Genomic DNA, 25,533 nt, shown 5'->3' with positions numbered 1-25,533 from the left:
ACTGGCGAACAGTCGTCAGGTTTGAAATAGTTCGTGAATCGACCCATCCACGGATGGTTCGGTGCCGAATCGAGGTCAAGCATCGGGTTAGATCGGCTGTTGCATACCTTCGGGGAATGTAACGACCAGCCTAGGAAGGATGTGCCCACCATGTTGTGGACGCGCTTCCTAGGCCTGGGTGCCCTCGCAGTCGCAGCGCACGCGGCAGCCCCGCACGGATTACCCCGCGACATCGTCTATGCAATCGTGGTCCTGGCCACAATGGCGGCATTCGTCTATCGGTACCTGCGCGAGAACGGTCCGGATCGGCGCACATGGAAGTACATGGCCCTCGGTGTCGGCTGTTGGGGCGTGGGCGACGGCTTGGTCGCCCTGATGCAGTACGGGGGCGGTCGGGTCTCGACTTTCTCGGCCGCGGACGTGCTGTTTCTGGCCGGGTACGTGATCATCGCTGTGGGGTTCGCGCGTGCGGCCGACGAGAACGGGCTCGTTTTCGGTTTGGAAGAGCTGCTCGAATGTCTGGTGGTCGCAGTGGGCGTCGGTCTGGCCGCGTGGATGTTCGTCGTTCCCGGCGACTGGACGGGGCCGCTGGCCTCGATGCTCTCGTTCCTGCCTGCGACCGTCTACCTGACCATCGACGCGTTCTTGCTCACTCTCATCGGCAGTCTCTATCTGTTGACGCGTTCGACCGGAATCCCGGTCGTGGCTGCCACCATCGGCACAGTGCTTCTCACCGTGTCCGACTTCGCCACCTACTCTCGGCTCGACGATGTCGAGCTCTACCGCTCGCTGATCCCGAACACGCTGTGGCTGGCGGCCTACGTGTGCTTCGGAGTCGTTGCGCTGTTCGTGCCGGAGCGGGCGGTCGCACGGATCGAGCGGCCCAGTCCGTTCAGGTTCGGGCGAGCACGATTCGTCGGTCTGGGTCTCGCGGTTGCCGTCACCCCGGCGGCCATGGCCGTGCAACTGGCTCGCGGAGTGCCCGTCGCGCAGTGGGGTTGGGTGATCGTGCTGTCCTCTGCGTTGGTCATATCCCTGGTCGGCGGCAGGATGGCCTGCTTCCTCGGAACGCTGCGCAGGCAGGCTTCGGTGCTCGAGAACGTGGCACGAACGGATGCCGTTACCGGACTGGGCAACCGCAGGCTGCTTCGGGAGCGGCTCGACACGATGCTCGCCACGCGCGGCGAATCGGACGTCTTCACGCTCGTGGTCGACATCGACCGTTTCGCTCAGATCAACGAGACCTTCGGTTACAGCGTGGGCGACAGCGTGCTCCGCGAGATCGGCCATCGCCTCGTCGCCTCGGTGCGGTCCGACGATCTGGTGGGGCGGCTGGGAGGCGATCAGTTCGTCGTGGCGATGCGTCGGCTCCCGGGCAGGACCGATATTTTCGACATGGCTCATCGGCTCCAATTCGCGGTCAGCAGAACGATGTTCGTGCACGACATCAACGTCGCCCTCGATGCGGCGGTAGGGATAGCGGCGTTCGAGGAGTGTTCGGGAGCGTCCGAGACGAACGGCGTCGACGGCGAGGCGATGTTGCAGCGAGCTCATGTGGCGTTGACGTCCGCGAAGGCAGGCCATGCTCGCATCGGTCTGTACGAGCCCGACATGGACCGAAACCGACACGATCAGATGCGACTGTTGGGCGAGCTCGACACGGCGATCCGTGACCATCAGCTCCGGGTGTTCTTCCAGCCGTGTCTCGATCTCGAGTCGGGCAGCGTCGACCGGGTCGAGGCTCTGCTGCGGTGGCTGCACCCTCGCGAGGGACTGATCGGGCCGTCGACGTTTCTCCCCGATGCCGAGCGCACCGGCATGTTGCCCGCCATCACCGCACTGGTGCTGGACGAGGCACTCGCGCAGTGCAGCGCACTACGACGGCGAGGCATCACTCTGTCTGTCTCGGTGAACCTTTCGGTTCGGAATCTTCTCGACGAGACACTCACCGAACAGGTCGCCGCGGCACTGGCGAAACACTCCGTACCGGCGCACGCCCTGGAGTTCGAGGTCACCGAAACGACAGCCATGACCGACCCGGTGCGATCGGTGGCTGCGTTGACCTCGTTGCGCAGCCTGGGGGTGACTCTGGCCATCGACGATTACGGGACCGGCTACAGCTCGCTGGCGTACCTGCAGACCCTGCCGGTGCAGACCCTCAAGATCGACCGCTCGTTCGTCTCGAAGATGAACTCCGACGACACCGACGCGTCCATCGTTCGCTCGACCATCGACCTGGCCCGCAGTCTGGGTGTGCGAATCATGGCCGAGGGCGTCGAGGATGCAGGCACCCTCGACGCCCTTCGTCGGCTGGGTTGCGATGCAGCACAAGGCTTTTACCTCGGTCGCCCGATGCCTGCCGAGCTGTTGTTCGACGCCGTGCACAAACTCGATTCCGATACGCCCACCAGACTGGAGTGGGAGCTCGCCCGTCAGCCCATCTGACGGCGAACTGCGTCGTCACGAGGTGGCGGGCACGTCCAGCACGACCTCGAACTCCAACAGTGACGCGCCCGACGCGACCGGCTTGCTCTCGCCGGAACCTGCGTGCGCCTGCCGTGACGGGCCACCGGACCAGGCCTGGAACGACTCCTCGTCCTCCCACTGGGTGACGACGAAATAGCGTGTCTCGCCCTTGACCGGACGGAGCAACTGGAACCCGAGGAAACCGGGCGAACCGTCGACCGTTCCGGCACGCGCGGCGAAGCGCTTCTCGAGCTCGGGGCCTGCGCCCTCGGGTACGTCGATCGCGTTGATCTTCACAATGGCCATTCTCGGGAGACTACCTGTTCTTCCCGGGGACGTTGTGGACGGTCAGTCGCTCGATGGGTGACTTGCCGCCGATGCCGGTATGGGGTCGGTGGTGATTGTAGTGATGGATCCAGTCTTGGTAGGTCGCCGCTCTGGCTTCGTCGGAGAGGTAGGTGTTCGCGTAGGCCCATTCCTGGTTGAGGGTTCGGTTGAATCGTTCGACTTTGCCGTTGGTCTGCGGCCGATACGGCCTGGTTCGCTTGTGCTTGATTCCAGGGCCTAGGGTCTGCGCGAACAGTGTTGAGCGGTAACAGGATCCGTTGTCGGTCAGCACACGCGCGATCGTGATGTCATGGGCAGCGAAGTAGGCTTTGGCGCGCTCGAAGAACCCCGAGGCGGTTTCTTTGCGTTCATCACCGAGAATCTCCGAATACGCGAGCCGGCTGTGATCGTCGACAGCGTGATGGACGTAGGAGTAACCGCGGCCCTGTTTCTTGTTGTGCCGCTTTCCGATCGCGCGGCCGAGCTTGCGATGTCCGCCGCCGTCGGGGATTCGGCCGAGCTTTTTGATGTCGATGTGGATCAGATCCCCGGGAGCGGGATGCTCGTAGCGATGCGGCTGCGGGCGTCGTACAGCAAGTCCGGTGTTCTGGTCGAGGTGGCGAAGCAGCGGCATCTTGTAGCGGCGCAGGACCGCTGAGACGGTGCTGTGCGGCATGTGTAGGTGGTAGCCGATGCGGTGTGGTCCCCACCGGCGGAGGAAGCGCAGGTTGATGATTCGGCGTTCGGTGCGGGTCGGTGTCCGGTTCGGGTTGTGGTGGGGTCTGCTCGAGCGGTCGGCCATTGCCGGTGGGCCGCCGGTGCGGTAGCGGTCGGCCCATTTCTTGGCTGTGGTCGGTGAAACCTGGAATCGTTCGGCCGCTCGGCGGATCGACCATCCGTCGTCGACAATCGATGCCGCGAGTTTCAATCGCCCCTTCGGGGTGAGCAAGGCATTAGCGTGTGACACGAGGACCTCTCGGTTGTCGGTGCAGTTGTGGTAACCACACCGATACCGGAGGTCCTCACCTATCTGTCGCTGCCACGCCGTCCACAACGTCCCTGCTCATTACAACTACCCCGCCGATATGCTCGGCGGTGATGCTCTACGACGAGGGTGGATCCGGCCGTTCGATACTGCTGCTGCACGGGCTGATGGGCAGTGCGACGACGTGGCGACGCCAGATTCCGTGGCTCCGAGAATTCGGGCGGGTGCACACCTACGACGCCCCGGGCCACCGTCGGCCTCCGCCGCCCGAACTGACGACCGAGGCGTTCGTGGACGACCTGATCGAGCACCTCGAAACAGTGGGTCCCAGTGTGCTGGTCGGTCATTCGATGGGAGCGCTGCACGGCTGGTGTGCGGCTGCGCGGCGACCCGATCTGGTCACCGCGCTCGTCGTCGAAGACATCGCGCCGGACTTTCGCGGTCGAACGGCGGACGGCTGGGCGGCGATGATCCGGGCGTGGCCGCAACCGTTCCCGGACGCCGACGCGGTACGCGCCTTCTTCGGAGATGTTGCCGGACAGTACTTTCTGGATTCGTTCGAGCTCAGCGACGACGGCTGGCGACTGCACGGTGACGTCGATACGTTCGAGGCCATTTCGCAGGAGTGGGGGACGCGGCACTTCTGGAACGAATGGGATGCCGTCCGTGCTCCGGTTCTGTTGATCGAAGGTGAGCACACCATCACGCCGGCCGGACAGATGAGCCGAATGCACTCGGCCAAGCCCGGATCGGTGTACGTCCGAGTCGAGGGTGCGGCGCATCTCGTTCACGACGAAGCCCCGGAGCGGTATCGCGACGCCGTCGAGGGGTTCCTGCGCACACTAGGATCATCCGAATGCCGCTCGCACAGCTCAACGGAATCGACCTGAACTACGACGTCACCGGTGACGGACCGCTCGTGGTTCTGGTGATGGGAACGGGAAGCCCGGGCCGCGTCTGGCGAACCCATCAGGTTCCCGCGCTGGTGAAGAGCGGATATCGCGTGGTCACATTCGACAATCGCGGTATCGCACCGTCGTCCGAGTGTGCGCGCGGGATGACGCTCGACGACCTGGTCGCAGACACCGCCGCCTTGATCGAACATCTCGGCGGCGGAAAGGTGCGCGTCGTCGGCACGTCGATGGGCGCACGCGTGACCCAGGAATTGGCGTTGGCGCGGCCGGATCTGGTGTCGCACGCAGTGATGATGGCCACCTACGGCAAAAACACCACAATGCGTCAGCAGTTGACGAAGGGTGAGAAAGACCTGTTCGACGCCGGAGTCGAACTTCCGGCCTCGTACCGGGCGGCGATGACTGCGATGCAGAACTTCTCGCCCAAGACCTTGGCCGACGAGGCAGCGATCGGCGACTGGCTGGCGGTGCTCGAATACTCCGGCGGCAAGAAGACGGCCGGTATGCGGGCGCAGATCGGACTCGAAATGCGTGCCGGCACAGACAGATTGATAGCGTATCGCCGAATTTCGGCCAAGTCGCTCGTCGTCGGATTTGCCGACGACCGGCTCATTCCGGTGCAGCAGTGTCGTGAAGTGGCTGCGGCGATACCCGGTGCGCGCTACGTCGAAATCGCCGATACGGGCCACTTCGGCTACCTTGAACGACCCGACGCCGTCAATGCGACTCTGGTGGAGTTTCTGTCGTCCTAGCTGTCCGAACCCTCACCGGCCAGCGCGAACAAGCCCGATTCGGTCTGCTCGATCAAGCCGTCGGTCAACAGTGAGTCCAACGCGCGGTCACGCTGGGTTGGGTCGGTGGGCCAGACGATGTCGAGCTGAGCCCGCTCCACCGGCCCGGTGCTCTCCCGCAGGACCGACATCAGTTTGCCGCGTACCTGTCGATCGGTTCCGGCGAATTTCTGCACCTTCTTCGCCGGGCCGGTGTGCGCAGGCCGCCCGGCCTCGATCCAGGCGCACTCGGGAAGTGGGCACAGCAGGCACGCCGGATTCTTGGCGGTGCAGATGAGCGCGCCGAGCTCCATCAATGCCGCCGAATACCGGGCGGCGCGGGGCACGCTGACCGGAAGCAGTTGTTCGACGTCGGCCAAATCCCTTGTCGTCGAGGGATTTCCAGGCTCGGCGTTGCCGTGCAACGCACGCGCGACGACGCGTCGAACATTGGTGTCCACCACCGGAACTCGCTGGCCGTAGGCGAAAGTCGCCACCGCCCTGGCCGTGTAGGCCCCGATGCCGGGCAGGCCGAGCAGGGTGTCGACGTCCCGCGGAACCTCGTCGCAGTAGTCCTCGGCAAGCACCCGAGAACACTCGTGCAGACGCAATGCGCGACGCGGGTACCCCAGCTTCCCCCACGCCCGCAGCACCTCGGCCTGCGACGACGCGGCCATCGCCGAGGGGAGCGGCCACCGCTGCACCCACTGCTCCCAGATGGGAGCCACCCGCACGACGGGCGTCTGCTGCAGCATGATCTCGCTCATCAGGATCTGCCATGCGGTCACTCCCGGACGACGCCACGGCAGGTCGCGTCCGTCGGTATCGAACCATCCGAGCAGGGCCTCGGGATCGATCGGCAACTGTGCGCCCTTCTTCTCGTGTCTGTGACGGGTACCAACAGTAGTGAACCCGACTCGCCGGTAACCCTCTGCGCGTGCACCCGACTCGCCGGTAACCCGCTGCGCGTGCACAATGAGAGCTATGCCTGCTTCGAATCCGATCGCTGCCTGGAAGTCACTCAAGGAAGGCAACCAACGGTTCGTCTCCGGAGAGGTCCTGCATCCGTCGCAGGGGATCGAGGACCGCGCCCGGCTCGAGAGCGCTCAGCACCCCGGGGCCATCCTGTTCGGCTGCGCCGACTCACGCGTCGCCGCCGAGATCATCTTCGATCAGGGCCTCGGCGACATGTTCGTCGTTCGCACCGCCGGCCACGTCGTCGATTCCGCTGTTCTGGGCTCCATCGAGTACGGCGTCGCGGTGCTCAATGCTCCGCTGATCGTCGTGCTCGGACACGACCACTGCGGTGCCGTCCAGGCGACCGTCGACGCACTCGAGAGCGGTGACGTGCCCGGCGGCTACATCCGCGACGTCGTCGAGCGCGTCACCCCGTCGGTGCTCTCGGCCCGACGCGACGGCCACGAAGCCGTCGACGAGTTCGAGGCGCGCCACGTCCAGGAAACCGGCAACCTGCTGATGCAGCGTTCGCGCATCGTCGCCGAGAAGGTCGAAGCCGGCGAGCTGGCGATCGTCGGACTCACGTACCAGCTGTCCAAGGGGCGTGCGCAGCTTCGCGAGGTCATCGGCGACATCGGCGAACAGCCCGCCTGAACGGTCGAGCAGCCCGCCTGACGGTCCGGCAGCCCCCGAAAGCCCGTTCGCCGGTGCGACACGCCGCGTGGGCTCAGGGATAGCCAGGCTTCGGCCGCATACGGTTGATTCGTGTTGGAACCGACCGGGCCATTGCCTCCCGAAATCTATTGGCGACGCCGCGCACTCGCCATCGGTGCGGCCGTTGTCGTCCTCGGCTTGATCGTGTGGTTCATCGCCTCGCTCAGCGGTCGTTCCGACGACCCCGAGGCCGCTCCGGCCGGGGTCGCAGCTCCGGCGACCACGTCCGCCCTGCCGTCGCCCAGCTCGTCTGCCACGCCCGGTGGTTCGGGTGGCTCCGGTGGTTCGGGTGAGGGATCGGGCGGTTCCGGTGGGTCCGGTGGTTCGGGCGGCGGTACCGACTCCGCGGCCGGCGGTGGCACGACAGCAGCAACGACCAGTGGTGCGCCCGCTCCGGCGATCGCCAACCAGTGCCCGGATCAGTCCCTCGCGATCAAGGTGACGCCCGAGAAGGCCACCTATCGCCTCGGCGAAGAGCCCGTGTTCACCGTCGTGATCACCAACATCGGGTCAGCGGAGTGCCAGCGCGACGTCGGTGCCGGGTTGCAGCAGGCACTCGTCTACACGCTCGACAATCAGCGCATCTGGTCCAACATCGACTGCTTCCCGAACGCTGCGTCGGATCTGCGAACCTTCAAGCCCGGTGAGCAGGCCGGCTTCACGGTGAAGTGGTCGGGCACCAACTCGGTTCCCGGTTGCGGTGAAGAGCGCGTCCCGGTCGGCGTCGGTGCATACCAGGCCATCGCGCAGCTCGGCGAGCTCAAGAGCGTGCCGGAACCGTTCAACATCACCGGCTGAGTACGGTCGAATCTCATGACCACCCCGACAGCGCTTGCCCGAGCGGCCTACACGACGCTCGAACCCTTCCATGTGACCGCGTACTTCAATCCGGAACTCGGATCTGCGTACGAGGACACCGGACTCGACGGACATGCCTGGTACGTGGGCGCACGGGCCGCGCCGATGGGTCCGTGCGCGCCCAGCGTCGTCGCGGCTGCGTTCTACAACTTCAACCCGGTGTTGATCGAGCAGGCGTGGCCGGCCGCTGTGGCCGTCGGTCTGGATGCGGTGTCCGATCGTCGGTGGGCACTGCTCGACTCCGTCCTCGGCGCAGCATTGGGTTCCTTGGCCTCCGAGCCCGATCTCGCGACCATCGCGGAGCGATTACGCAGCATCGGCGACGCGGCGTCCTTCGCCGGCCGTCCTCTCGCAGCAGCATGGCATTCCACCGAACGACCCGACGTGCCTCATCTCGCCCTGTGGCATTCGATCACCGTGCTGCGTGAATGGCGGGGCGACGGCCACCTCGCCGCGTTGATCGACGCGGAACTCGACCCCGCGGAAGCAGCGGTATTTCACGAAGCCGTCCGCCCGACACCACAGCCCGGGCGTCGAGCGCTCGGCAAGCGCATCACACAGCTGACGCGACAGTGGTCCGAGACCGAATGGGATTCGGCTGCAGAACGACTCGCCGTCCGGGGACTGCTCACCACTTCTGCCGAGGGGGAGACGTTGACCGAGGCCGGCACCGCTCTCGATCGGCACATCGAGGAGCGCACCGACGCCATGGCTTCGGCAGTGTGGAAGACCGTTCCGGATGCGGAGCAGCTGATCACGAGCGCACGGCCCTACGTGAAAGCCGTGATCGACGCTGGTTTCCTCCCGGGGACCAAGAAGCGGTAGGGGTTACCGGTTCTCCCAGTGGTCCCGGGTAGGGTCGTAGCGCTTCCTAGTCGTAGGGCCCGGAGATCGAGGCCTCTGCCAAGCGGGACAGTCCCTCACGAATGTGTCTGGCCCACAGGCCGCCGATGCCGTCGACCGACTGCAGATCGGCGGCGGTTGCGGCCAGCAGGCCCTGCAAAGTGCCGAATGCGCCCACGAGTCGGTGAATCTGGCTGAACTGCAACCGCGGCACTCGCGTCAGTACGCGATAACCGCGCGGACTCATCGGGGTGTCCAACGCTTCGATGGTCGCGGGATAACCGAATGCCCGGGACAGAGTCGTCAGGTCCAACAGGTCGACATCGGTCAGCTTGTCCAGCGCCGCGAGCGCTTTCTCCACACCGGTGGTGCTCGACGGTTCGTTGCCGGCGAGATAGTCGCGCACGATCAGTTGACGGTCGATGTCGTTGTCGCCCAACAACTCTTCGAGCTGAAGAGCGAGCTGACGGCCGTCGGTGCCGAGTTCGAGGACGTTCTGCTCGATTTCCACCGACACCCGTCGCACCATCTCGAGGCGCTGGGCGACGGTCAACGCGTCGCGCAGGGTCACGAAATCTTCGATCTCCACGACCGAGAGCTGACGCGTGTTCTCGTCGAGCCGGGCCTTGTATCGCTCGAGCGTGGCGACGGCCTGATTGGCGCGCGAGAGGATGGTGGCTGAGCCCTCGACGACGTGCCTGATGCCGCTGATGTAGACACTGACGATGCTCATCGACTGGCTCACGGAGACAACGGGATACCCGGTCTGCATCGCGGTTCGCTCGGCCGCGCGGTGTCGGGTGCCGGATTCGACGGTAGGAATCTTGTGGTCGGGGACGAGCTGAACATTGGCCCGAACGATGCGCTGCCCGTCGGTCGAAAGCACTACTGCGCCATCCATTTTCGACAGCTCGCGCAGTCGTGTCGGCGCGAACTCGACATCGAGCTCGAACCCGCCGTCGCAGATGGCCTCGACCTCTTCGTCGTAGCCCAGGACGATCAATCCGCCGGTGCGGCCGCGCAGGATTCGTTCGAGACCGTCCCGCAGGGCGGTGCCCGGTGCCAGTCGAGCGATGGTCTCGCGTAACGCCGGGGACTGCGCGGCGCCTTCCATGGCCAACCCCCTCGTGTCGTAACGGCATGCGGCAGATCTGGAGCTCGTGCCCAACAAAGACTAACGCGCCGCCGAATGCGGGCCACGCCGTTGCACACGGGCAGCGCCGTAAAGGGTACCGCCCGGTGTCATACCGGCCGCATACGCGTGTACGTCAGGGCCTCGCCGACGTTGGTGACGGTTTTGACCTTGATGCCGGGCGGGATGGGGCCCGCGTCCTCGGGGACGATGGCGTAGTTGAACCCCAGTCTGGCTGCCTCGGCGAGGCGGCGCCCGAGCCCGGCGACGCGTCGTACCTCGCCGGCGAGCCCTACTTCCCCCAGAATCACCATTCCTGCGGGCAACGGTTGATCACGCACCGCCGACGCCACCGCAGCTGCCAGAGCCAGATCTGCGGACGGCTCACTCGTGCGCATCCCGCCGACCGTCGCGGCATAGACCTCGGCCTTGGACACCTTCACGCCGCACCGGCGTTCCAGGACGGCCAGAATCATCGCGACACGGGCGTGATCGAGTCCGCTGACCGCGCGTCGCGGTGACGGCATCGCGGTGTCGACGATCAGTGCCTGCAACTCGGCCAGCAGCGGTCGCTTGCCGTCCATCGTGACGGTGACGGCGGTCCCGGGGACGGCGTCGTTGCGGTGATGCAGGAACAGCCCGGACGGGTCACTGATGCCGACGATTCCGGTCTCCCGCAATTCGAAGCAGCCCACCTCGTCCGAGGCGCCGAACCGGTTCTTGACGCCGCGAATCATGCGCAGCGTGGAGTGCTTGTCGCCCTCGAAGTTGAGGACCACGTCGACGAGGTGTTCGAGCGAGCGTGGACCTGCCACCGCGCCTTCCTTCGTCACGTGCCCCACGAGCAGAACGGCGACTCCGGTGGTCTTGGCCAGCGTGGTCAACGCACTGGTGATGGCGCGGACCTGAGTGACACCGCCGATGACGCCGTCGACGTCGGCGGCGAGCATCGTCTGCACCGAATCGACGATCAACAGGCTGGGCTTGACCTGTTCCACATGTCCGAACACGGTTGCCAGATCGGACTCGGCGGCGAGAAAGACGCGCTCGTGCACCGCGCCGGTACGGTCTGCCCGCAGCCGAACCTGCCCTGCCGATTCCTCGCCGGTGACGTAGAGCGCGCGGCGATCGGGAGCCGAACGCGCCCACCGATGCACCACCTCGAGCAGCAGCGTCGACTTGCCGACGCCCGGCTCACCGGCCAGCAGAACGACCGAACCGGGGACCAGACCGCCGCCGAGGACACGATCGAACTCGTCGATGCCGGTGGTGTTCGCCTGCGAGGTTGCGCTGCTGATGGTCGTCAGTGCAGCTGCGGGCGTCGTCGGGATCATGGCACCGCCGCCCGAGCGGAGCGCCGATGCACCTGCGCGCGACGTGAGCGGTGCCGCGGTGGCCTGGACCTCGTCCATCGAGCCCCAGTCGCCGCATTCGGGACACCGACCGACCCACTTGGAGACCGAATGATGACACGCGGAGCAGCGGTAGCTCGACTTCAGTTTGACCACGTCGGAAGCCTAACGATCGGCACCGACAGGTCCGGTGACCTCGTGCGGAGGGGTCAGTGCCCGCCGCTGTGCTCGGAGACTGCCTCTTCGGAGCGCTCGAGTTCGTGACCGGCGTCGACGGGGACGTTGACGACAACATCGCCCGCATTGGCGAACTCGAAGGTGACCGGCAGCGTCAGGCCCGGGCGCACGTTCTCGCTGATGTCGGCCATCTCGACCTTGATGAGCTGGATCGGAAGCAGAGGATCGTCCAGCTGCGTGTCGGCGGGTGATCCGGCACCGAGCGCGGTCAGCGGAGCGATCTCGGTGCTGCCCGGTTCTGCCTCGTCGACGATGGTGACCTGAGCCTCGGGAGAGGAGATCCCGGTCAGCTCGTCCGCCACGGCGGGGTTGGCGTTGATGGCCGTGAACCCGAGCTCGACGGTGCCGCCGGGCTCGATGCTGTACTCCTCGGAGGAGGGGTACACGACGTGCACGTTGCGAAGCTGAATGTCTCCGACGTCGACGGAATTGCCGTTGACCGCCGCGACCTGAGTGGCCGTCTGCGAGATCTGACCTGCGCCGCAGGCGGTGAGCACGAGGGTGCCACCAGCGAGAAGCGCGAGGGCGGCGGCCGTTCTGCGATGGCGGCCAAGCGGTGTCGCAGCGTCGATTGCAGTCACTTCGGTCGTCCTCCATGTGGTGCCGGGCCGGCTCGGTCCATCTCGTCCACTAGGCAGAGTAGTAGTTCTCGTCCACCGACCGCTCGTGGGGTCCGCCACTGCTCACGATGCGCCAGGTAGGGCAGCCTTCCGCACGGAACGGGGGTGTTACGACCGCGGCCGAAATGTGGCATCGGATACACGTCGAACGGTCTGTGTCAACCCCTGATTCGGCAGCACTGTGCCCCTGACCTGCGCCGTTGATATTGGGCGTGGTATTCTGGATAAATCGAAAGGGGCACTTGTCACATGATTTTCAAGGTCGGAGACACCGTCGTTTACCCCCATCACGGAGCGGCGCTGATCGAAGCGATAGAGACACGCACCATCAAGGGTGAACCGAGAGAGTACTTGGTTCTCAAGGTCGCGCAAGGCGACCTCACCGTTCGAGTCCCCGCGGACAATGCCGAGTACGTCGGCGTTCGCGATGTCGTCGGGCAAGAAGGCCTCGACAAAGTCTTTCAGGTGCTGCGCGCACCGCACACCGAAGAGCCCACCAACTGGTCGCGTCGCTACAAGGCCAACTTGGAGAAGCTGGCTTCCGGTGACGTGAACAAGGTGGCAGAGGTCGTTCGTGATCTATGGCGTCGCGAACAGGATCGTGGATTGTCGGCAGGCGAGAAGCGGATGCTCGCCAAGGCGCGTCAGATCCTCGTCGGCGAGTTGGCACTGGCCGAGGGAACCGACCAGGCCAAGGCCGACACCATGCTCGACGAAGTTCTCGCCACCGCTTCGTAGAGTGAGCAGCTTCGCAGAATGAGCAGCTTCGTAGCGTGAACGGTACCGCCGGCGACGTTGTCGCCCTGGTACCCGCAGCAGGTAAAGGCCTTCGGCTCGGACACGACGAGCCGAAGGCTTTCGTCTGTCTGGGTACCGACTCTCTTCTCGCGCGGTCCGTGGACGGACTGCGTGCCTCGGGTGCCGTCGACCGCATCGTCGTCATCGTGCCCGTCGATCTGCTCGACGCGGCCCGCGGGCTCGTCGGCGACGACGTCATCGTCGTGGCAGGCGGCCGCGAACGCACCGATTCGGTGCGCGCCGGTCTCGCCGTCGTCGGAGACGCTTCCGTCGTGCTGGTCCACGACGCCGCTCGCGCTCTCACCCCGCCCGGGTTGATCGCCCGCGTCGTCGCCGAGGTCCGAGCCGGACGACCAGCGGTCATCCCGGTGCTGCCCGTCGTCGACACCGTCAAGGAAGTCGACCTCATGGGCGCTGTGGTCGGCACGCCCGATCGCGCGAGTCTGCGTGCGGTCCAGACCCCGCAGGGCTTCGACGCCGACGTCCTGCGTCGCGCCTATGCCGCCGCTACCGACATCTCCACCGACGATGCGGGACTGGTCGAGCGCATCGGCGAGACGGTGCACACCATCGTCGGCGACGCGCTCGCATTCAAGATCACCACTCCGCACGACCTACTACTGGCAGAGGCGCTCCTATGAGAGTCGGCATCGGCACCGACGTCCACCCCATCGCTCCCGGCCGACCCTGCTGGCTGGCCGGACTGCTCTTCGAGGACGCGGACGGTCTCGAGGGCCACTCCGACGGCGACGTCGCCGCGCACGCGCTGTGTGACGCCCTGCTGTCCGCTGCGGGCCTGGGCGATCTGGGGTCGGTCTTCGGTACCGGGCGTCCGGAGTGGGACGGGGTCAGTGGAGCCGCGATGCTGACCGAGGTACGACGGTTGCTCGACGCCGACGGGTTTGCGGTCGGCAACGCTGCGGTGCAGATCATCGGTAATCGGCCCAAGATCGGACCGCGCCGCGTCGAGGCGCAGGACGTTCTCTCGGGTGTGCTCGGTGCACCGGTGTCGGTGTCCGCGACCACCACCGATGGGCTCGGGCTGACCGGTCGCGGCGAAGGAATCGCGGCCGTCGCGACCGCACTTGTCATGACGAGGTAAAACCACCGGTAGCATTGCTGGTCGTGACCCTTCACCTACACGACACCGAGACGAGGGCCCTGCGGGAATTCACCCCCTTGGTCCCTGGCCATGTATCGGTGTACCTGTGTGGGGCAACGGTGCAGGGTGAGCCTCACATCGGCCACGTACGCAGCGGAGTGGCGTTCGACGTCCTGCGCCGCTGGCTGTTGGCACACGACTACGACGTCGCTTTCGTTCGCAACGTGACGGACATCGACGACAAGATCCTGAACAAGGCGCGCGACGCCGGTCGTCCGTGGTGGGAGTGGGCGGCAACGTACGAGCGTTCGTTCACCTGGGCCTACGACCGACTCGGTGTGCTGCCGCCGTCCGCCGAACCGCGTGCGACGGGCCACATCACTCAGATGGTTCAGATGATCGAGCGGCTGATCGAGCGTGGGCACGCGTATGCCGATTCGTGCGGAGACGTGTACTTCGACGTACAGAGTTTCCCGAGTTACGGCGCGTTGTCCGGTCACAAGCTCGACGACGTACACCAGGGCGAGAGCGTTGCCGAGGGCAAGCGCGATCCTCGCGACTTCACACTGTGGAAGGGTGCCAAGCCCGGCGAGCCCTCGTGGCCGACGCCGTGGGGTCCAGGCCGTCCCGGCTGGCATCTCGAGTGCTCGGCGATGGCGGAGACGTACCTCGGCGCGGACTTCGACATCCATTGTGGCGGACTCGATCTGGTGTTTCCGCATCACGAGAACGAGCGGGCTCAATCCATGGCGGCCGGCGACGGCTTCTCGCGCTACTGGCTGCACAACGGCTGGGTGACGATGGGCGGCGAGAAGATGTCCAAGTCTCTCGGCAACGTCCTCTCGGTACCCAACGTGCTCAAAAAGGTTCGGCCGCAAGAACTTCGGTTCTACCTCGGTGGCGCGCACTATCGCTCGATGCTGGAATACTCCGACACTGCGCTCGAGACCGCGGCGGTGACGTACCGGGGCATCGAAGGGTTCGTCCGGCGAGCCGTCGAACGTGCCGGTGACGTACCGATGGGCAAGTGGACCGCCGGGTTTGCCGCGGCTCTCGACGACGATCTCGGTGTGCCCAAAGCGTTGGCCGAGATTCACGCCACCGTCACCCTCGGCAACACCGCCCTCGAGTCCGGTGACCTACCGGCAGCCGTGGAGCATGCGGGCAGTGTGCGGGCGATGCTCGACATCCTCGGTGTCGACCCCCTCGATCCGCACTGGTCGAGCGACAGTGGTTCGGATGCAGCAGCTCTCGGTGCACTCGGCGTTCTCGTCGAGGCCGAGCTGGAGCGTCGAGCAACGGCGAAGGCGACCAAGGACTGGGCCGTCGCCGACGAGATACGCGATCGACTGGCGCAAGCCGGAGTCGATGTGACAGATACACCCAACGGGCCCGAATGGTCGCTGGGTACGAGCAAGACCGACGAAGCAGGTTTGTGATGGCAGGCAATTCGAGTAGGCGCGGCGCAATCCGCAAGGACGGCACCAAGAAGGGGCAGGTCGCCGGATCCGGAGGCAAGCGTCGTAAGGGCCTCGAGGGCCGCGGTGCAACGCCCCCCGCCTCCGAGCGCACCAAGCATCCCGCAGCGCGTCGGGCCAAGCTCGCCGAGAAGTCCGCGCAGAACCGCGGCGCTACCACCGGAGGACGCGCGGGTGGACGCCCGGCCGGACGCAAGGCCGAAGACGGTCCCGAGGTGGTACTCGGGCGCAACCCGGTCGTCGAGTGCCTGCGTGCAGGCGTTCCGGCCACCGCCCTGTGGGTTGCCGTCGGTACCGACAGCGACGATCGACTCAAGGAAGCCGTGCAGCGTGCAGGCGATGCGCGGATCTCCATCCTCGAAGTGCCTCGCTCCGATCTGGACAAGCTCAGCGCCAACGGACTGCACCAGGGCCTCGCCCTGCAGGTGCCGCCGTACCGCTACGCGCACCCCGACGATCTGATCTCGAACGCGCGCACGCACCAGGAACCCGCACTGCTCGTGGCGCTCGACAACATCACCGACCCGCGCAACCTCGGTGCCGTCGTGCGTTCGGTGGCCGCGTTCGGTGGTCACGGCGTCGTGATTCCGCAGCGTCGCAGCGCCAGCGTGTCGGCGGTGGCCTGGCGCACCAGCGCCGGTGCCGCAGCCCGACTGCCCATCGCGCGGGCGGTCAATCTGACTCGCACACTGAAGGATTGGCAGTCCAAGGGCGTCACCGTCGTCGGCCTCGACGCAGGCGGCGACACCGACCTCGACACCTTCGACGGTAAGGGCCCGGTCGTCATCGTCGTCGGATCCGAGGGCAAGGGCCTCTCGCGTCTGGTCAGCGAGACCTGTGACCACATCCTGTCGATCCCGATGGCCGGGCCGGTGGAATCGCTCAACGCATCCGTCGCTGCTGGCGTCGTGCTGGCCGACATCGCGCGTCAGCGTCGAGGCTGAGGTTGCGCGGGGCCTGGATCAACCGGCAGCGTGGAACTGGATCCGCGTTCCGGGGGTCAGTTGCGCGGCGGCGGACACATCGTCCGCGGTGACGACGGCGATCACCGGATAGCCGCCCGTGACGGGATGGTCGGCGAGAAACAACACCGGCTGTCCCGAGGGCGGCACCTGTAGTGCCCCGAGAACCATTCCCTCGCTGGGCAATTCGTCGTCGACCGCGCGGGCCAAGGGCTCCGCACCGTCGAGCCTGATGCCGACGCGATCCGAATCCTGCGTGACCGTCCAGGGCTGCTGCACCAGGACCGATCGGGCATGCTCGGTGAACCAGTCATCGCGCGGGCCGAATGTGATGTGCAGTGTTTGTCGAATCGGCGGTGGTACTACGAAATCCGCTGCAGGCCAATGGTCTGTGGCGTCGCCGACCGGGAGCACCGTGCCGGGGGAGAGTCGAGCGGGCCCGAGGCCCGACATCGTGTCCGTCGATCTGCTGCCGAGAACCGGAGGGACGTCGATGCCTCCTCGGACGGCGAGGTAGCTGCGCAGACCCGATGAGGGCGGCAACAGAGTCAACTCCTGCCCGGCTCGGACCACGAGCGTCGAATGCGGTCCCTGCACGGTGCCGTCCACGCGGCAGATCACGTGCGCTCCGGTGACGGCCATGACGGCGTCGAACTCGGCTCGGACCTGCAGGCCACCGAACGTCACTTCCAGGGTGGCGGCCCCGGAGTCGTTGCCCACCAGACGGTTTGCCGCATCGTGTGAACGGAGATCCGCTGCACCGGATCGTCCGACGCCCACCGCCGCGTGGCCACGTCGTCCACGATCCTGGACGGTGCACAGCGGACCCGTCTGCAGGACGGTCAGGGTCCTCATGTCGACTCGAATCTGACGGTGGTGCCGGGTGTGAGCAGTGCCGGTGGAGTGCGCTCACTGTCCCACAGCGTCACGTCGCTGCGGCCGATCAATTGCCATCCCCCGGGTGAGGATCGCGGGTAGATGCCGGAGAACTCGCCGGCCAGACCCACTGCGCCTGCCGGGACGCTGGTGCGCGGTGAATCACGTCGCGGCACGTGCAGTCGGGTGTCGGTGCCGACGAGGTAGCCGAAGCCGGGCGCGAAGCCTCCGAACGCGACCGTCCAGGTCTGTTCCGTATGCGCTGCAACCACTTCGGCGACAGACAGGCCCGTCAGGCGGGCGACGTCGTCGAGATCAGCGCCGTCGTAGGTGACGGGAATCGTGACCGCCTCGGATGCGGCAGTGGGGTCGTCGACAGCGGGTTCCAGCGCCGCGACCCACTCGAGTATCGGTGCCGGTGCCCCGTCGAAGATCACCAGCACGGTGCGGGCGGCAGGAACCAGATCGACGACCGCGTCCGGCCGTTGGCGGACCATGGACCGGTTGTACGACATGGTCTCGGGCAGGTCGGCGAACTCGATCAGCAGCGCGTTCTCGCCTGCGGGGAGGAGGCGCATCAGACGAAGGAGGCGATATCGACAGCGTTGACGCGCAACAGGTCCCGCACGGCATTCGCCATCGCCACCGCGCCGGGGGAGTCGCCGTGCAAGCAGATCGATTCGGCGCGGACTTCGACCGTTGTGCCGTCCACCGCCTCGACCGTACCGTCGGTGATCATCGTCAGTACCCGCTCGGCGACCGCCTCGGGATCGCCGAGCACGGCTCCCGGTTCCGAGCGCGAGACCAGAGTTCCCTGTGGGGTGTAGGCGCGATCGGCGAAAGCCTCTGCGACCGTGCGTAACCCGACGCGTTCGGCTTCGTCGAGGAATGCCGAACCGGGCAGTCCGAGTACCGGCAGGTGCGGGTCGTACGCGGCTACTGCCTCGGCGACGGCTTTCGCTTGCTCGCGGTGATGCACGATCGCGTTGTACAGCGCACCGTGCGGTTTGACGTACGTGACGGCCGAACCGGCCACTCGGGCAAGGCCGTCGAGGGCACCGATCTGGTAGATCACGTCGGCGGTGAGGTCTGCGGGGGCGACGTCGAGAAAGCGTCGACCGAATCCGGCGAGGTCCTGATAGCCGACCTGAGCCCCGATCCGCACGCCTGCGTTCGCAGCCGAGCGACACGTGCGCAGCAGAGTGGTCGGATCACCGGCGTGAAAGCCGCACGCGACGTTGGCACTGGACACCACTGCGAGCATCGCGTCGTCGTCGCCCAGAGTCCACGCACCGTAGCTTTCGCCGAGATCGGCGTTGAGATCGATGGCCGTCACCTTGGACAGTCTAGGCGGCGACGAGCCGTCCCGAATTGGCCTTGCGGGTTGCCCCGATGCCGCGGCAGAGGAGGTAGATGACGAACGAGATGGTCGTGACGAAAGTCGAGACCGGGAGCCCCGGAGCGAGCGAGAGCAAGATGCCACCGACAGCGGCGATCTCGGCGAAGAGGATGGACAGCAGCGTCGCCTTCAGCGGGCTGGCCGTGACCCGCGCGGCGGCCGCGGCAGGCGTGATGAGCAGCGAGAGCACCAGCAGCGCGCCGACGATCTGCACGCCGAGTGCGCAGGCAACACCGACGAGTACGGCGAACACGACCGAGAGTGCGCGAACGGGGACGCCGCGGGCCAGGGCCACCTCGGGGTCGGTGCTGGCGAACAACAGCGGGCGGTACACGACGGTGAGGACGATCAGCACGAGAACGGCGCACACCAGCAGCAGCTGGATTCCGCTCTGCCCGACGCCGACGATCTGGCCGATGAGCAACGAGAAGCTGGTGCCGGTTCGGCCCGGGTACAGCCAGATGAACAGCACCGACAGGCCGAGGCCGAACGACATGATGACGCCGATGACCGAGTCACGGTCGCGGGCCTTGTTGCCGAGCAGGGCGAACATCACCGCGGCGACGACGGATCCGACGATGGCCCCGAGTCCGACGGTGATACCGACGAGCAGTGCAGCGGACGCACCGGTGAGGGAGAGCTCACTCGATCCGTGTACCGCGAAGGCCCACTGTCTACTGACGATGAGCGGTCCGAGCGCACCGGCGAGCAATCCGAGAATGGCAGCGGCGATCAACGCCTGCTGAACGAAGTCGTAGCTCAGCAGATTCGCCGTGGTGTCGAAGTCGAGCATTTTCGAGAATGCGTCGAGAACCTTCTCGTTCATGCCTTGTCTTCTCCGTCGTGCGGTACGGGTGGATGGTGGGCGCCGGCCGAGCCGAGCGCATCGATCGAGTCGCCGGTTCCGACGACGACGAGCCGACCGCGAACCTTCAACACCTCGACCTCGGTGCCGTACAGCTCGGACAGCACCTCGGTGGTCATGACGTCCTCGGGAGTCCCGATCCGGAACCGGCCGTCGACGATGTAGACGACGCGGTCGACGAGCGGGAGGATCGGGTTGATCTCGTGCGTCACGAACAGCACGGCTGTGTCGTGCTCCCGCCGTCGGCGATCGATGAGGCCGGAGACCAACGATTGGTTGGCGAGGTCGAGGCTGAGCAGGGGCTCGTCGCACAGCAGTACCGACGGATCGCCGACGAGTGCCTGGGCGATCCGCAGTCGCTGCTGTTCACCACCGGACATCGAGCCGACCGGTGCGCCGGCGAAGGAATTGGCGTCGACCTGATCGATGGCGCGCTGCACCGTCTCCTTGCGCTGCCGCATGCCGCGCAGTCCCATGCCCCATTTGTGGCCGTCCCAGCCCAGACCGACGAGATCGCGTCCGCGTAGCGGCAGATCGTCGTCGATGTTGCGTTGCTGGGGGACGTACCCCACGCCCGACTGGCCGCGGCGAACGGGACTGCCGCCGATCGACGCGGTGCCGGACGTGAGGTGGTTCTGACCGAGCAGCACCTTGAGCAACGACGTCTTACCCGACCCGTTGGGGCCGAGGACGGCGACGAACTCGCCCGCCGCGACGGACAGATCCAGGTTCTGCCAGAGTGTGCGGTCGCCGAAGGCCAGTCCGGCATCGCGCAGTTCTACAGCAGGCATGCGTTACAGCTTTCCATCAGCTGCCCACCGATCTGGAGGCGGATCGGCTCACGGGTTGGTGCTGAGCGCGGCCTGCAGGTCCGTCGCGGCCTTGGTCTGCCACTCGATGAACGTCATCCCGGCGGGCAGAGTTTCGGTGACCTCGACGACGGGGATGCCCGCAGCCTCGCTGGTGGTGCGAATGTCCTGTGTGACAGCGTCTTCGGTCTGAGTGTTGTAGACCAGCGCGCGGACGGACTTGGACGTGAACAGATCCCGTGTCGAGGCGATCGATGCGGGCGACGGGTCGTTGCCCTCCTCGATGGCGTCCTTGAAGTCCTCGGGAGTGCGGTCGTCGAGATCGGACTCTTCGAGGAGGTAGTGCGCGATCGGTTCGGTCTGGGCCACCGGTGCGTTCGGGAACTCGGCGGCGATCCGGTCCGTCACGTCGGTGATGGCGTGGATCTGCTCGTGGAACGTTTCGGCGTTGGCGGTGTACTGCGCGGCGTTGTCCGGGTCGAGTTGACCGAGCTTGTCGGCGATCTCCTCGGCGGTGTGCGCTGCGACCTCGGCGTTGTACCAGACGTGTTCGTTGACCTCGCCGTGCGAGTGGCCGTCTTCGGTAGCGGGCTCGGTTGCTGCCTCGGACGTCGTCTCGGAGTCGTGATCGTGGTCCGCGTCGAGCAACGTGAAGGCATCGACGGACGGCACGTCCTTGCCCTCGGAGCCGAGGATGTCCTCGATGAACTGGTCGTAGCCACCGCCGTTGTAGACCACCAAGGACGCCTCGGCAACCGCGGCGGCGTCACCGGGGCTCGCCTCGTACGAGTGTGGATCTGCCGACGGGTCGGCGATGATCGACTTCACGGTGGCCAGGTCGCCCGCAACGGCCTCGGCAACGCTGCCCCACACGTTCGTGGACGCGACGATCGTGATCGGACCGTCGACGGGGTTGGCCGGAGCGGACTCGGTGCTCGTCGGCTCGTTCGAGCTGCACGCGGTCAGTGCCAGCGCAGCAGCGCAGGTCAGGCCGATGAGGGCCGAGCTCTTGACCCGAGACGGGCGGTGGAAGGACGACATCGATGTACTCCTGAAGGCAGGGCTTGACGCTAATGGAAACCGTTACCGTTGTACTCTAGCTCTCGGGCGGGCTCGGTATCGAATCGGACGAGCCCAACCTCGATTTTCACTGCAGCGTGGTGTGGGACTAACGTCCCGGTTATGGCCAGGTCAAGCGAGCCCCGACGTCAAGCGACGTTGGCGTCGATCGCAGCCGAGCTGAAGGTATCGCGAACCACCGTCTCGAATGCCTACAACCGACCCGATCAACTCTCGCCCGAACTGCGCGAACGCGTCCTCCAGGCAGCCAAGCGACGCGGTTACGCAGGCCCGGACCCGGTCGCGCGATCGCTGCGCACCCGCAAAGCCGGAGCCATCGGACTACTGCTCACCGAAGCCCTCAGCTACTCCTTCCGCGACCCCGCCGCCATGAGCTTCCTCGCCGGTCTCGCCGAATCCTGCGAGGCCGCAGGACAAGGACTGCTGCTCATCCCCGCCGGAGCCGAACGCGACGACGTCCAAGCCGCAGCCGTCGTCCAACAAGCAGGAGTCGACGGATTCGTCGTCTACTCCGTCGCCGACGACGACCCCTACCTGGCCGCAGTGCGCGAACGACACCTACCCATCGTCGTGTGCGACCAACCCCGCAACATCCCCGAGGCCGCCCTCGTCGCAATCGACGACCGCGTCGCCATGAAAATGCTCGCCGCACATCTGATCTCGCTGGGACACGAGCATCTTGCAGTGCTGTGCATGCGGCTCGGACGCGACCGCCGCGATGGCGTCGTACCCCCGGGGCGGCTGGCCGACAGTCACTTCCACGTCCAACGTGAACGCATCGCCGGCGTCCAGGCAGCCATTGTCGACGCCGGACTCGACCCCGACACCCTCACCGTCGTCGAACGATTCGACCACACCGTGCGCTCCGGCCACTCCGCCGCAGCCCAGGCACTACAGGCCAACCGCGAGACCACCGCACTGCTCTGCACCACCGACGTCATCGCCCTCGGTGCACTCAACTTCGCCAGAGTCTCGGGAATCGATGTGCCGAGCCAACTCTCGGTCACCGGATTCGACGGCATCTCCGACGCCATTCGCGAGAACCTGACCACCGTGCGCCAGGACGCCGAGGAAAAAGGCCGCCGCGCAGGCAAACTGGTGCTCTCGTCCTCGCACTCGGGCATCGTCGCCGCCGAAACCCTCCCGACCGAACTCTTCCGCGGCCGCACCGCAGCACCGCCGCCGGCTCAACCGCCCGCAATCGCCTGACCTTTACCGTCGCCCGTTTGGCCGCTCACCCCAGATTTGCGCCCCAGATCTGCGCCCCTTTTGGGATCAATGTGGGTTTCAGTCACTCAGAGTGCAACAAAGCCACATTCATTCAGTGTCGGCCGGAACCCCGTTCGGGATGAATGTGGGTTTCAGTCAGTCTGACTGCAACAAAGGCGCATTGATCCCAACTGGGGAGGAGTGAACCGGGGGTGGGGGTCAGACGGGCTGAGCGCTGAGCAATCTCGCGCAACGCAGCAGACCCAGGTGACTGTAGGCCTGAGGGTGGTTGCCGAGAGAGCGTTCGGCAATCGGGTCGTATTCCTCACTGAGCAGTCCGGTCGGTCCGGCGGCGCTGACGAGTTGAGCGAACAGAGCCTCGGCCTCGGCGCGTTGGCCCACCAGCAGGTATGCCTCGACGAGCCACGCTGCGCACAGGTGGAATCCGCCTTCGCCGCCGGGCAGACCGTCGTCGTGGCGGTAGCGGTAGACCGTCGATCCACTGCGCAGTTCGGCTTCGGTTGCGGTGACGGTGGCTGCGAAACGTGGGTCCGACGGCTCGATCAGTCCGGACAGGCCGATGTACAGCGTCGCGGCGTCGAGGTCGGTGCCGTCGTATGCGGCGGTGAAGGACTGCACTTCGTCGTTCCAGCCGTTGGCGAGCACTTCTTCTCGGATGGTGTCACGAAGCTCGGACCAGCTCGATTCGGCTGTGCGACCGAAGGTTTCGGCCAGACCGATGGCGCGGTCCACCGTCGTCCAGCCCATCACCTTCGAGTAGACGTGGTGGCGGGGATTGTCTCGGATTTCCCAGATGCCGTGATCGGGTTCGAACCAGCGTCGCTCGACGGCTTCGACCATCGCGCGGACGAGGTCCCAGTCGTCGTCGGACAGGCCGTTCTCCGACCCCGCGGCTTTGCGGGCGTGTGCGAGGGCGGACACCAATTCGACGATGGGGCCGAAGACGTCGAGCTGAACCTGTTGGTTGGCAGCGTTTCCCACGCGGACCGGACGTGAACCCGCGTAGCCGGGCAGCTCGTCGATGACGGCCTCGGGCGGCAGGCCCAGGCCCCAGATGGTGTAGAGCGGGTGCAGGCGTTCGGGTCCCGACACCGATTCGAGTACCCCGTGGATCCACGAGAGGTAGTTCTCGGCCTCGGCTGTCGATCCGACGTCGACCAGTGCGGTCGCGGTCAGTGCAGCGTCGCGCAGCCAGCAGTATCGGTAGTCCCAGTTACGCACTCCACCAATGTCTTCGGGCAGCGAGGTGGTGGCGGCCGCCATGATCGAGCCGGACTCGGAGTGCACGAGGCCGCGCAAGGTCAAGGCCGATCGCTTCATCAGGTCGCGTTTGAGCGGCGGCAGATTCAGGCCGTCGGCCCAGTCCTTCCAGTACGACTCCGATGCTCGACGCCGTTCGACCTCGGGCCACGGGTGCTCGCTCAGATCGTCTGTGCCGAGCCGCAATTCGAGAACGATCGGCCCGTTCGACGGGTCGACCTCGGCGTGGGCGGACTGCTGGGATCCGTCGGAGACGATGTTCCAGGTGACACCGGGGCTGCGCAGGACCATCGGGTCCGCGGTGCCTAGGATGCGCAGTCCGTCGACGTCGGGTTCCAGTGACGCCCACGCCTTTCCGAACTCCGGACGCGGCGCGAACGTGACGATGGCCGGTGCCTTGCCGGTGATGACGCGGGTCAGTGCGGTCTGGCCCTGGCCGATGTCGTGCGGGAGGTAGTCGGTGACCTGCAGGCTGGCCCATTTGGTCTGCACGGTCATCGTGCCGTCCACGTACTGCTGGCTCAACGGAAGCGATGCGCGGACGGGCCCGATGCTGAAGTGTCCGGCCTGATCGCCGCCGAGCAGGTGTGCGAACACCGCTGCCGAATCGGGCTCGGGGTGACAGAGCCAGGTGACGTCGGCATCGGGAGTGAGCAGCGCGACGGCGTTGGGGCTGGCCAACATCGTCAGTCGTTCGATGCGCGGGGCGTCGGCTCCGGAGAGCCACTGCCGACGCTCCTCGAGCAGGAACGCCAAGGCCAGTGCCACATGCTCGGTGCTGTCGATGCGGAACTCGGCGAGAGTATCGCCCGGTCCGATCTTGACCCCGATGTCGGGTCCGTGCAGGTGGCCGAATGCCTTCTCGTCGGTGACGTCGTCGCCGAAAAAGACTGCGGCAGTGGAGGCTTCCTGATGTCTGAGGATATCGAGGGCGACGCCCTTGTCGGTGATGATGACGGCCAGCTCGATGACGGACTTGCCTTCGGTCACCTGGACGCCGTCGCGTGCGGCAGCACCGGAACGCACGGCGGCCAGGGCTTCCTCGCCCGCGGCGGGCTCGGCGTTGCGCACGTGCAGTGCGACGCTGGCCGGCTTGGTTTCGATACTCACGCCCGGATGGGCGTCGGCGATGGCTTGGAGCTCGCCGGTGATGACGGTGAGGAGCTTCTTGGCATCGTCGTCGATGGCGTTGACGAACCCGGCGTCGAACTCGCTGCCGTGGCTGCCCACGAGCTGCACCTCGGACGGCAATCGCGAGAGGATCGCGAGATCGCGAAGAGCGCGGCCGGAGATGACCGCAGCGTTGGTGCCGGCGAGGGAGGCGAGCCCGCGCATGGCGCTGACGGACTCGGGGTGCGGGAAGGCCTTCTGCGGGTCGGAGACGATCGGAGCCATGGTTCCGTCGTAATCGGACGCGACGAGCAAACGCGGAGTCCGAGCGACTCCGACGAGTGCGCGGCGAAGTTCGAGCGGCAATTCGAGAGCAGTCACGCGTCGAA

Annotated in this window: 25 protein-coding genes; 12 read left to right on the top strand and 13 right to left on the bottom strand. The window is 66.1% G+C overall.

Annotated elements, in window-relative coordinates:
- Positions 1-150: 150 nt before the first annotated feature.
- Positions 151-2,445: a bifunctional diguanylate cyclase/phosphodiesterase gene (locus tag K414_RS25790; RefSeq protein WP_094622827.1), complete on the top strand. Its 2,295-nt coding sequence runs from the start codon at positions 151-153 to the stop codon at positions 2,443-2,445.
- A gap of 15 nt (positions 2,446-2,460) precedes the next feature.
- Here the strand turns inward: K414_RS25790 and K414_RS0101645 are convergent, their stop codons facing one another.
- Both K414_RS0101645 and K414_RS0101640 read right to left on the bottom strand, forming a co-directional pair.
- Positions 2,461-2,772, bottom strand: a complete 312-nt coding sequence (locus tag K414_RS0101645; protein ID WP_027494354.1) for an antibiotic biosynthesis monooxygenase — start codon at positions 2,770-2,772, stop codon at positions 2,461-2,463.
- Between the two features lie 10 nt (positions 2,773-2,782).
- Entirely contained in the window at positions 2,783-3,760 is a 978-nt protein-coding gene (locus K414_RS0101640) for an IS481 family transposase (RefSeq protein WP_027494353.1), read from the bottom strand.
- A gap of 131 nt (positions 3,761-3,891) precedes the next feature.
- On the opposite strand from K414_RS0101640, the gene K414_RS25785 reads away from it, so the two are divergent.
- Together K414_RS25785 and K414_RS0101630 are read left to right on the top strand one after the other, a co-directional pair.
- Positions 3,892-4,668, top strand: a complete 777-nt coding sequence (locus K414_RS25785; protein ID WP_051364884.1) for an alpha/beta hydrolase — start codon at positions 3,892-3,894, stop codon at positions 4,666-4,668.
- On the top strand, positions 4,635-5,444 hold the full coding sequence (locus K414_RS0101630; protein WP_027494352.1) for an alpha/beta hydrolase: 810 nt from the start codon (positions 4,635-4,637) through the stop codon (positions 5,442-5,444). The genes K414_RS25785 and K414_RS0101630 overlap by 34 nt, the downstream gene beginning before the upstream one ends.
- Here K414_RS0101630 and K414_RS0101625 read toward each other — a convergent pair.
- On the bottom strand, positions 5,441-6,325 hold the full coding sequence (locus tag K414_RS0101625; protein ID WP_027494351.1) for an A/G-specific adenine glycosylase: 885 nt from the start codon (positions 6,323-6,325) through the stop codon (positions 5,441-5,443). The genes K414_RS0101630 and K414_RS0101625 overlap by 4 nt on opposite strands.
- A gap of 121 nt (positions 6,326-6,446) precedes the next feature.
- On the opposite strand from K414_RS0101625, the gene K414_RS0101620 reads away from it, so the two are divergent.
- From K414_RS0101620 to K414_RS0101610, 3 genes are all read left to right on the top strand, one after another.
- On the top strand, positions 6,447-7,073 hold the full coding sequence (locus tag K414_RS0101620) for a carbonic anhydrase (protein WP_027494350.1): 627 nt from the start codon (positions 6,447-6,449) through the stop codon (positions 7,071-7,073).
- 111 nt (positions 7,074-7,184) lie between these two features.
- A complete protein-coding gene (locus K414_RS0101615; RefSeq protein ID WP_027494349.1) occupies positions 7,185-7,931 on the top strand; it encodes a hypothetical protein in 747 nt (248 codons plus the stop codon).
- Positions 7,932-7,946: 15 nt separating this feature from the next.
- A complete protein-coding gene (locus tag K414_RS0101610; RefSeq protein ID WP_027494348.1) occupies positions 7,947-8,816 on the top strand; it encodes a hypothetical protein in 870 nt (289 codons plus the stop codon).
- A 46-nt stretch (positions 8,817-8,862) separates the two neighbouring features.
- Here the strand turns inward: K414_RS0101610 and disA are convergent, their stop codons facing one another.
- The 3 genes from disA to K414_RS0101595 all read right to left on the bottom strand — a co-directional run bounded on the left by disA (position 8,863) and on the right by K414_RS0101595 (position 12,136).
- On the bottom strand, positions 8,863-9,948 hold the full coding sequence (gene disA / locus K414_RS0101605; RefSeq protein ID WP_027494347.1) for a DNA integrity scanning diadenylate cyclase DisA: 1,086 nt from the start codon (positions 9,946-9,948) through the stop codon (positions 8,863-8,865).
- A gap of 128 nt (positions 9,949-10,076) precedes the next feature.
- The gene (gene radA / locus K414_RS0101600; protein WP_027494346.1) at positions 10,077-11,474 is read right to left on the bottom strand and encodes a DNA repair protein RadA; all 1,398 of its coding nucleotides are present in this window, start codon (positions 11,472-11,474) and stop codon (positions 10,077-10,079) included.
- A 53-nt stretch (positions 11,475-11,527) separates the two neighbouring features.
- Positions 11,528-12,136: a hypothetical protein gene (locus tag K414_RS0101595; RefSeq protein WP_027494345.1), complete on the bottom strand. Its 609-nt coding sequence runs from the start codon at positions 12,134-12,136 to the stop codon at positions 11,528-11,530.
- A 288-nt stretch (positions 12,137-12,424) separates the two neighbouring features.
- Here K414_RS0101595 and K414_RS0101590 point away from each other — a divergent pair, with 288 nt between their 5' ends.
- Genes K414_RS0101590 through rlmB form a run of 5 tightly spaced genes read left to right on the top strand, consistent with a single transcriptional unit; the run spans position 12,425 to position 16,497 of the window.
- Complete coding sequence (locus K414_RS0101590) at positions 12,425-12,913, top strand: CarD family transcriptional regulator (protein ID WP_027494344.1); 489 nt, start codon at positions 12,425-12,427, stop codon at positions 12,911-12,913.
- A gap of 35 nt (positions 12,914-12,948) precedes the next feature.
- A complete protein-coding gene (ispD, locus tag K414_RS0101585; RefSeq protein WP_027494343.1) occupies positions 12,949-13,614 on the top strand; it encodes a 2-C-methyl-D-erythritol 4-phosphate cytidylyltransferase in 666 nt (221 codons plus the stop codon).
- Positions 13,611-14,075, top strand: coding sequence for a 2-C-methyl-D-erythritol 2,4-cyclodiphosphate synthase (gene ispF / locus K414_RS0101580; RefSeq protein ID WP_027494342.1), 465 nt, complete (start codon positions 13,611-13,613; stop codon positions 14,073-14,075). The genes ispD and ispF overlap by 4 nt, the downstream gene beginning before the upstream one ends.
- Before the next feature lie 23 nt (positions 14,076-14,098).
- A complete protein-coding gene (gene cysS, locus K414_RS0101575) occupies positions 14,099-15,514 on the top strand; it encodes a cysteine--tRNA ligase (protein WP_027494341.1) in 1,416 nt (471 codons plus the stop codon).
- Positions 15,514-16,497 carry a 23S rRNA (guanosine(2251)-2'-O)-methyltransferase RlmB gene (gene rlmB, locus K414_RS0101570; protein WP_027494340.1) on the top strand — a complete coding sequence of 328 codons (984 nt, stop codon included), beginning with the start codon at positions 15,514-15,516 and terminating at the stop codon, positions 16,495-16,497. The genes cysS and rlmB overlap by 1 nt, the downstream gene beginning before the upstream one ends.
- A gap of 18 nt (positions 16,498-16,515) precedes the next feature.
- Here the strand turns inward: rlmB and K414_RS0101565 are convergent, their stop codons facing one another.
- From K414_RS0101565 to K414_RS0101540, 6 genes are read right to left on the bottom strand one after another with little or no spacing between them, the layout of a single operon-like run.
- Positions 16,516-17,370 (bottom strand): biotin-dependent carboxyltransferase family protein, encoded by an 855-nt coding sequence (locus K414_RS0101565; protein WP_027494339.1) that lies wholly within the window; start codon positions 17,368-17,370, stop codon positions 16,516-16,518.
- Positions 17,367-17,969 (bottom strand): allophanate hydrolase subunit 1, encoded by a 603-nt coding sequence (locus K414_RS0101560; protein ID WP_027494338.1) that lies wholly within the window; start codon positions 17,967-17,969, stop codon positions 17,367-17,369. The genes K414_RS0101565 and K414_RS0101560 overlap by 4 nt, the downstream gene beginning before the upstream one ends.
- Positions 17,969-18,727: a 5-oxoprolinase subunit PxpA gene (locus tag K414_RS0101555; RefSeq protein WP_027494337.1), complete on the bottom strand. Its 759-nt coding sequence runs from the start codon at positions 18,725-18,727 to the stop codon at positions 17,969-17,971. Before K414_RS0101555 ends, K414_RS0101560 begins: the two co-directional genes overlap by 1 nt.
- Positions 18,728-18,737: 10 nt before the next feature.
- Positions 18,738-19,616: a metal ABC transporter permease gene (locus tag K414_RS0101550; RefSeq protein ID WP_027494336.1), complete on the bottom strand. Its 879-nt coding sequence runs from the start codon at positions 19,614-19,616 to the stop codon at positions 18,738-18,740.
- Complete coding sequence (locus tag K414_RS0101545) at positions 19,613-20,446, bottom strand: metal ABC transporter ATP-binding protein (protein ID WP_027494335.1); 834 nt, start codon at positions 20,444-20,446, stop codon at positions 19,613-19,615. The genes K414_RS0101550 and K414_RS0101545 overlap by 4 nt, the downstream gene beginning before the upstream one ends.
- 48 nt (positions 20,447-20,494) lie before the next feature.
- On the bottom strand, positions 20,495-21,505 hold the full coding sequence (locus tag K414_RS0101540) for a zinc ABC transporter substrate-binding protein (RefSeq protein WP_027494334.1): 1,011 nt from the start codon (positions 21,503-21,505) through the stop codon (positions 20,495-20,497).
- 141 nt (positions 21,506-21,646) lie between these two features.
- Here K414_RS0101540 and K414_RS0101535 point away from each other — a divergent pair, with 141 nt between their 5' ends.
- A complete protein-coding gene (locus K414_RS0101535; protein ID WP_027494333.1) occupies positions 21,647-22,753 on the top strand; it encodes a LacI family DNA-binding transcriptional regulator in 1,107 nt (368 codons plus the stop codon).
- 219 nt (positions 22,754-22,972) lie between these two features.
- Here K414_RS0101535 and otsB read toward each other — a convergent pair whose 3' ends face one another.
- Entirely contained in the window at positions 22,973-25,525 is a 2,553-nt protein-coding gene (otsB, locus tag K414_RS0101530; protein WP_027494332.1) for a trehalose-phosphatase, read from the bottom strand.
- Positions 25,526-25,533 lie beyond the last annotated feature (8 nt).

This window comes from Rhodococcus sp. JG-3, from assembly GCF_000482405.1.
GTDB lineage: Bacteria > Actinomycetota > Actinomycetes > Mycobacteriales > Mycobacteriaceae > Rhodococcoides > Rhodococcoides fascians.
This window is presented reverse-complemented; position numbering and strand designations above follow the sequence as displayed.

Coding starts and splice junctions, on each gene's coding strand:
- K414_RS25790 (WP_094622827.1), top strand. CDS start 151: ATGTTGTGGACGCGCTTCCTAGGCCTGGGTGCCCTCGCAGTCGCAGCG.
- K414_RS0101645 (WP_027494354.1), bottom strand. CDS start 2,772: ATGGCCATTGTGAAGATCAACGCGATCGACGTACCCGAGGGCGCAGGC.
- K414_RS25785 (WP_051364884.1), top strand. CDS start 3,892: ATGCTCTACGACGAGGGTGGATCCGGCCGTTCGATACTGCTGCTGCAC.
- K414_RS0101630 (WP_027494352.1), top strand. CDS start 4,635: ATGCCGCTCGCACAGCTCAACGGAATCGACCTGAACTACGACGTCACC.
- K414_RS0101620 (WP_027494350.1), top strand. CDS start 6,447: ATGCCTGCTTCGAATCCGATCGCTGCCTGGAAGTCACTCAAGGAAGGC.
- K414_RS0101610 (WP_027494348.1), top strand. CDS start 7,947: ATGACCACCCCGACAGCGCTTGCCCGAGCGGCCTACACGACGCTCGAA.
- disA (WP_027494347.1), bottom strand. CDS start 9,948: ATGGAAGGCGCCGCGCAGTCCCCGGCGTTACGCGAGACCATCGCTCGA.
- K414_RS0101590 (WP_027494344.1), top strand. CDS start 12,425: ATGATTTTCAAGGTCGGAGACACCGTCGTTTACCCCCATCACGGAGCG.
- ispF (WP_027494342.1), top strand. CDS start 13,611: ATGAGAGTCGGCATCGGCACCGACGTCCACCCCATCGCTCCCGGCCGA.
- rlmB (WP_027494340.1), top strand. CDS start 15,514: ATGGCAGGCAATTCGAGTAGGCGCGGCGCAATCCGCAAGGACGGCACC.
- K414_RS0101565 (WP_027494339.1), bottom strand. CDS start 17,370: ATGAGGACCCTGACCGTCCTGCAGACGGGTCCGCTGTGCACCGTCCAG.
- K414_RS0101560 (WP_027494338.1), bottom strand. CDS start 17,969: ATGCGCCTCCTCCCCGCAGGCGAGAACGCGCTGCTGATCGAGTTCGCC.
- K414_RS0101550 (WP_027494336.1), bottom strand. CDS start 19,616: ATGAACGAGAAGGTTCTCGACGCATTCTCGAAAATGCTCGACTTCGAC.
- K414_RS0101545 (WP_027494335.1), bottom strand. CDS start 20,446: ATGCCTGCTGTAGAACTGCGCGATGCCGGACTGGCCTTCGGCGACCGC.
- K414_RS0101540 (WP_027494334.1), bottom strand. CDS start 21,505: ATGTCGTCCTTCCACCGCCCGTCTCGGGTCAAGAGCTCGGCCCTCATC.
- K414_RS0101535 (WP_027494333.1), top strand. CDS start 21,647: ATGGCCAGGTCAAGCGAGCCCCGACGTCAAGCGACGTTGGCGTCGATC.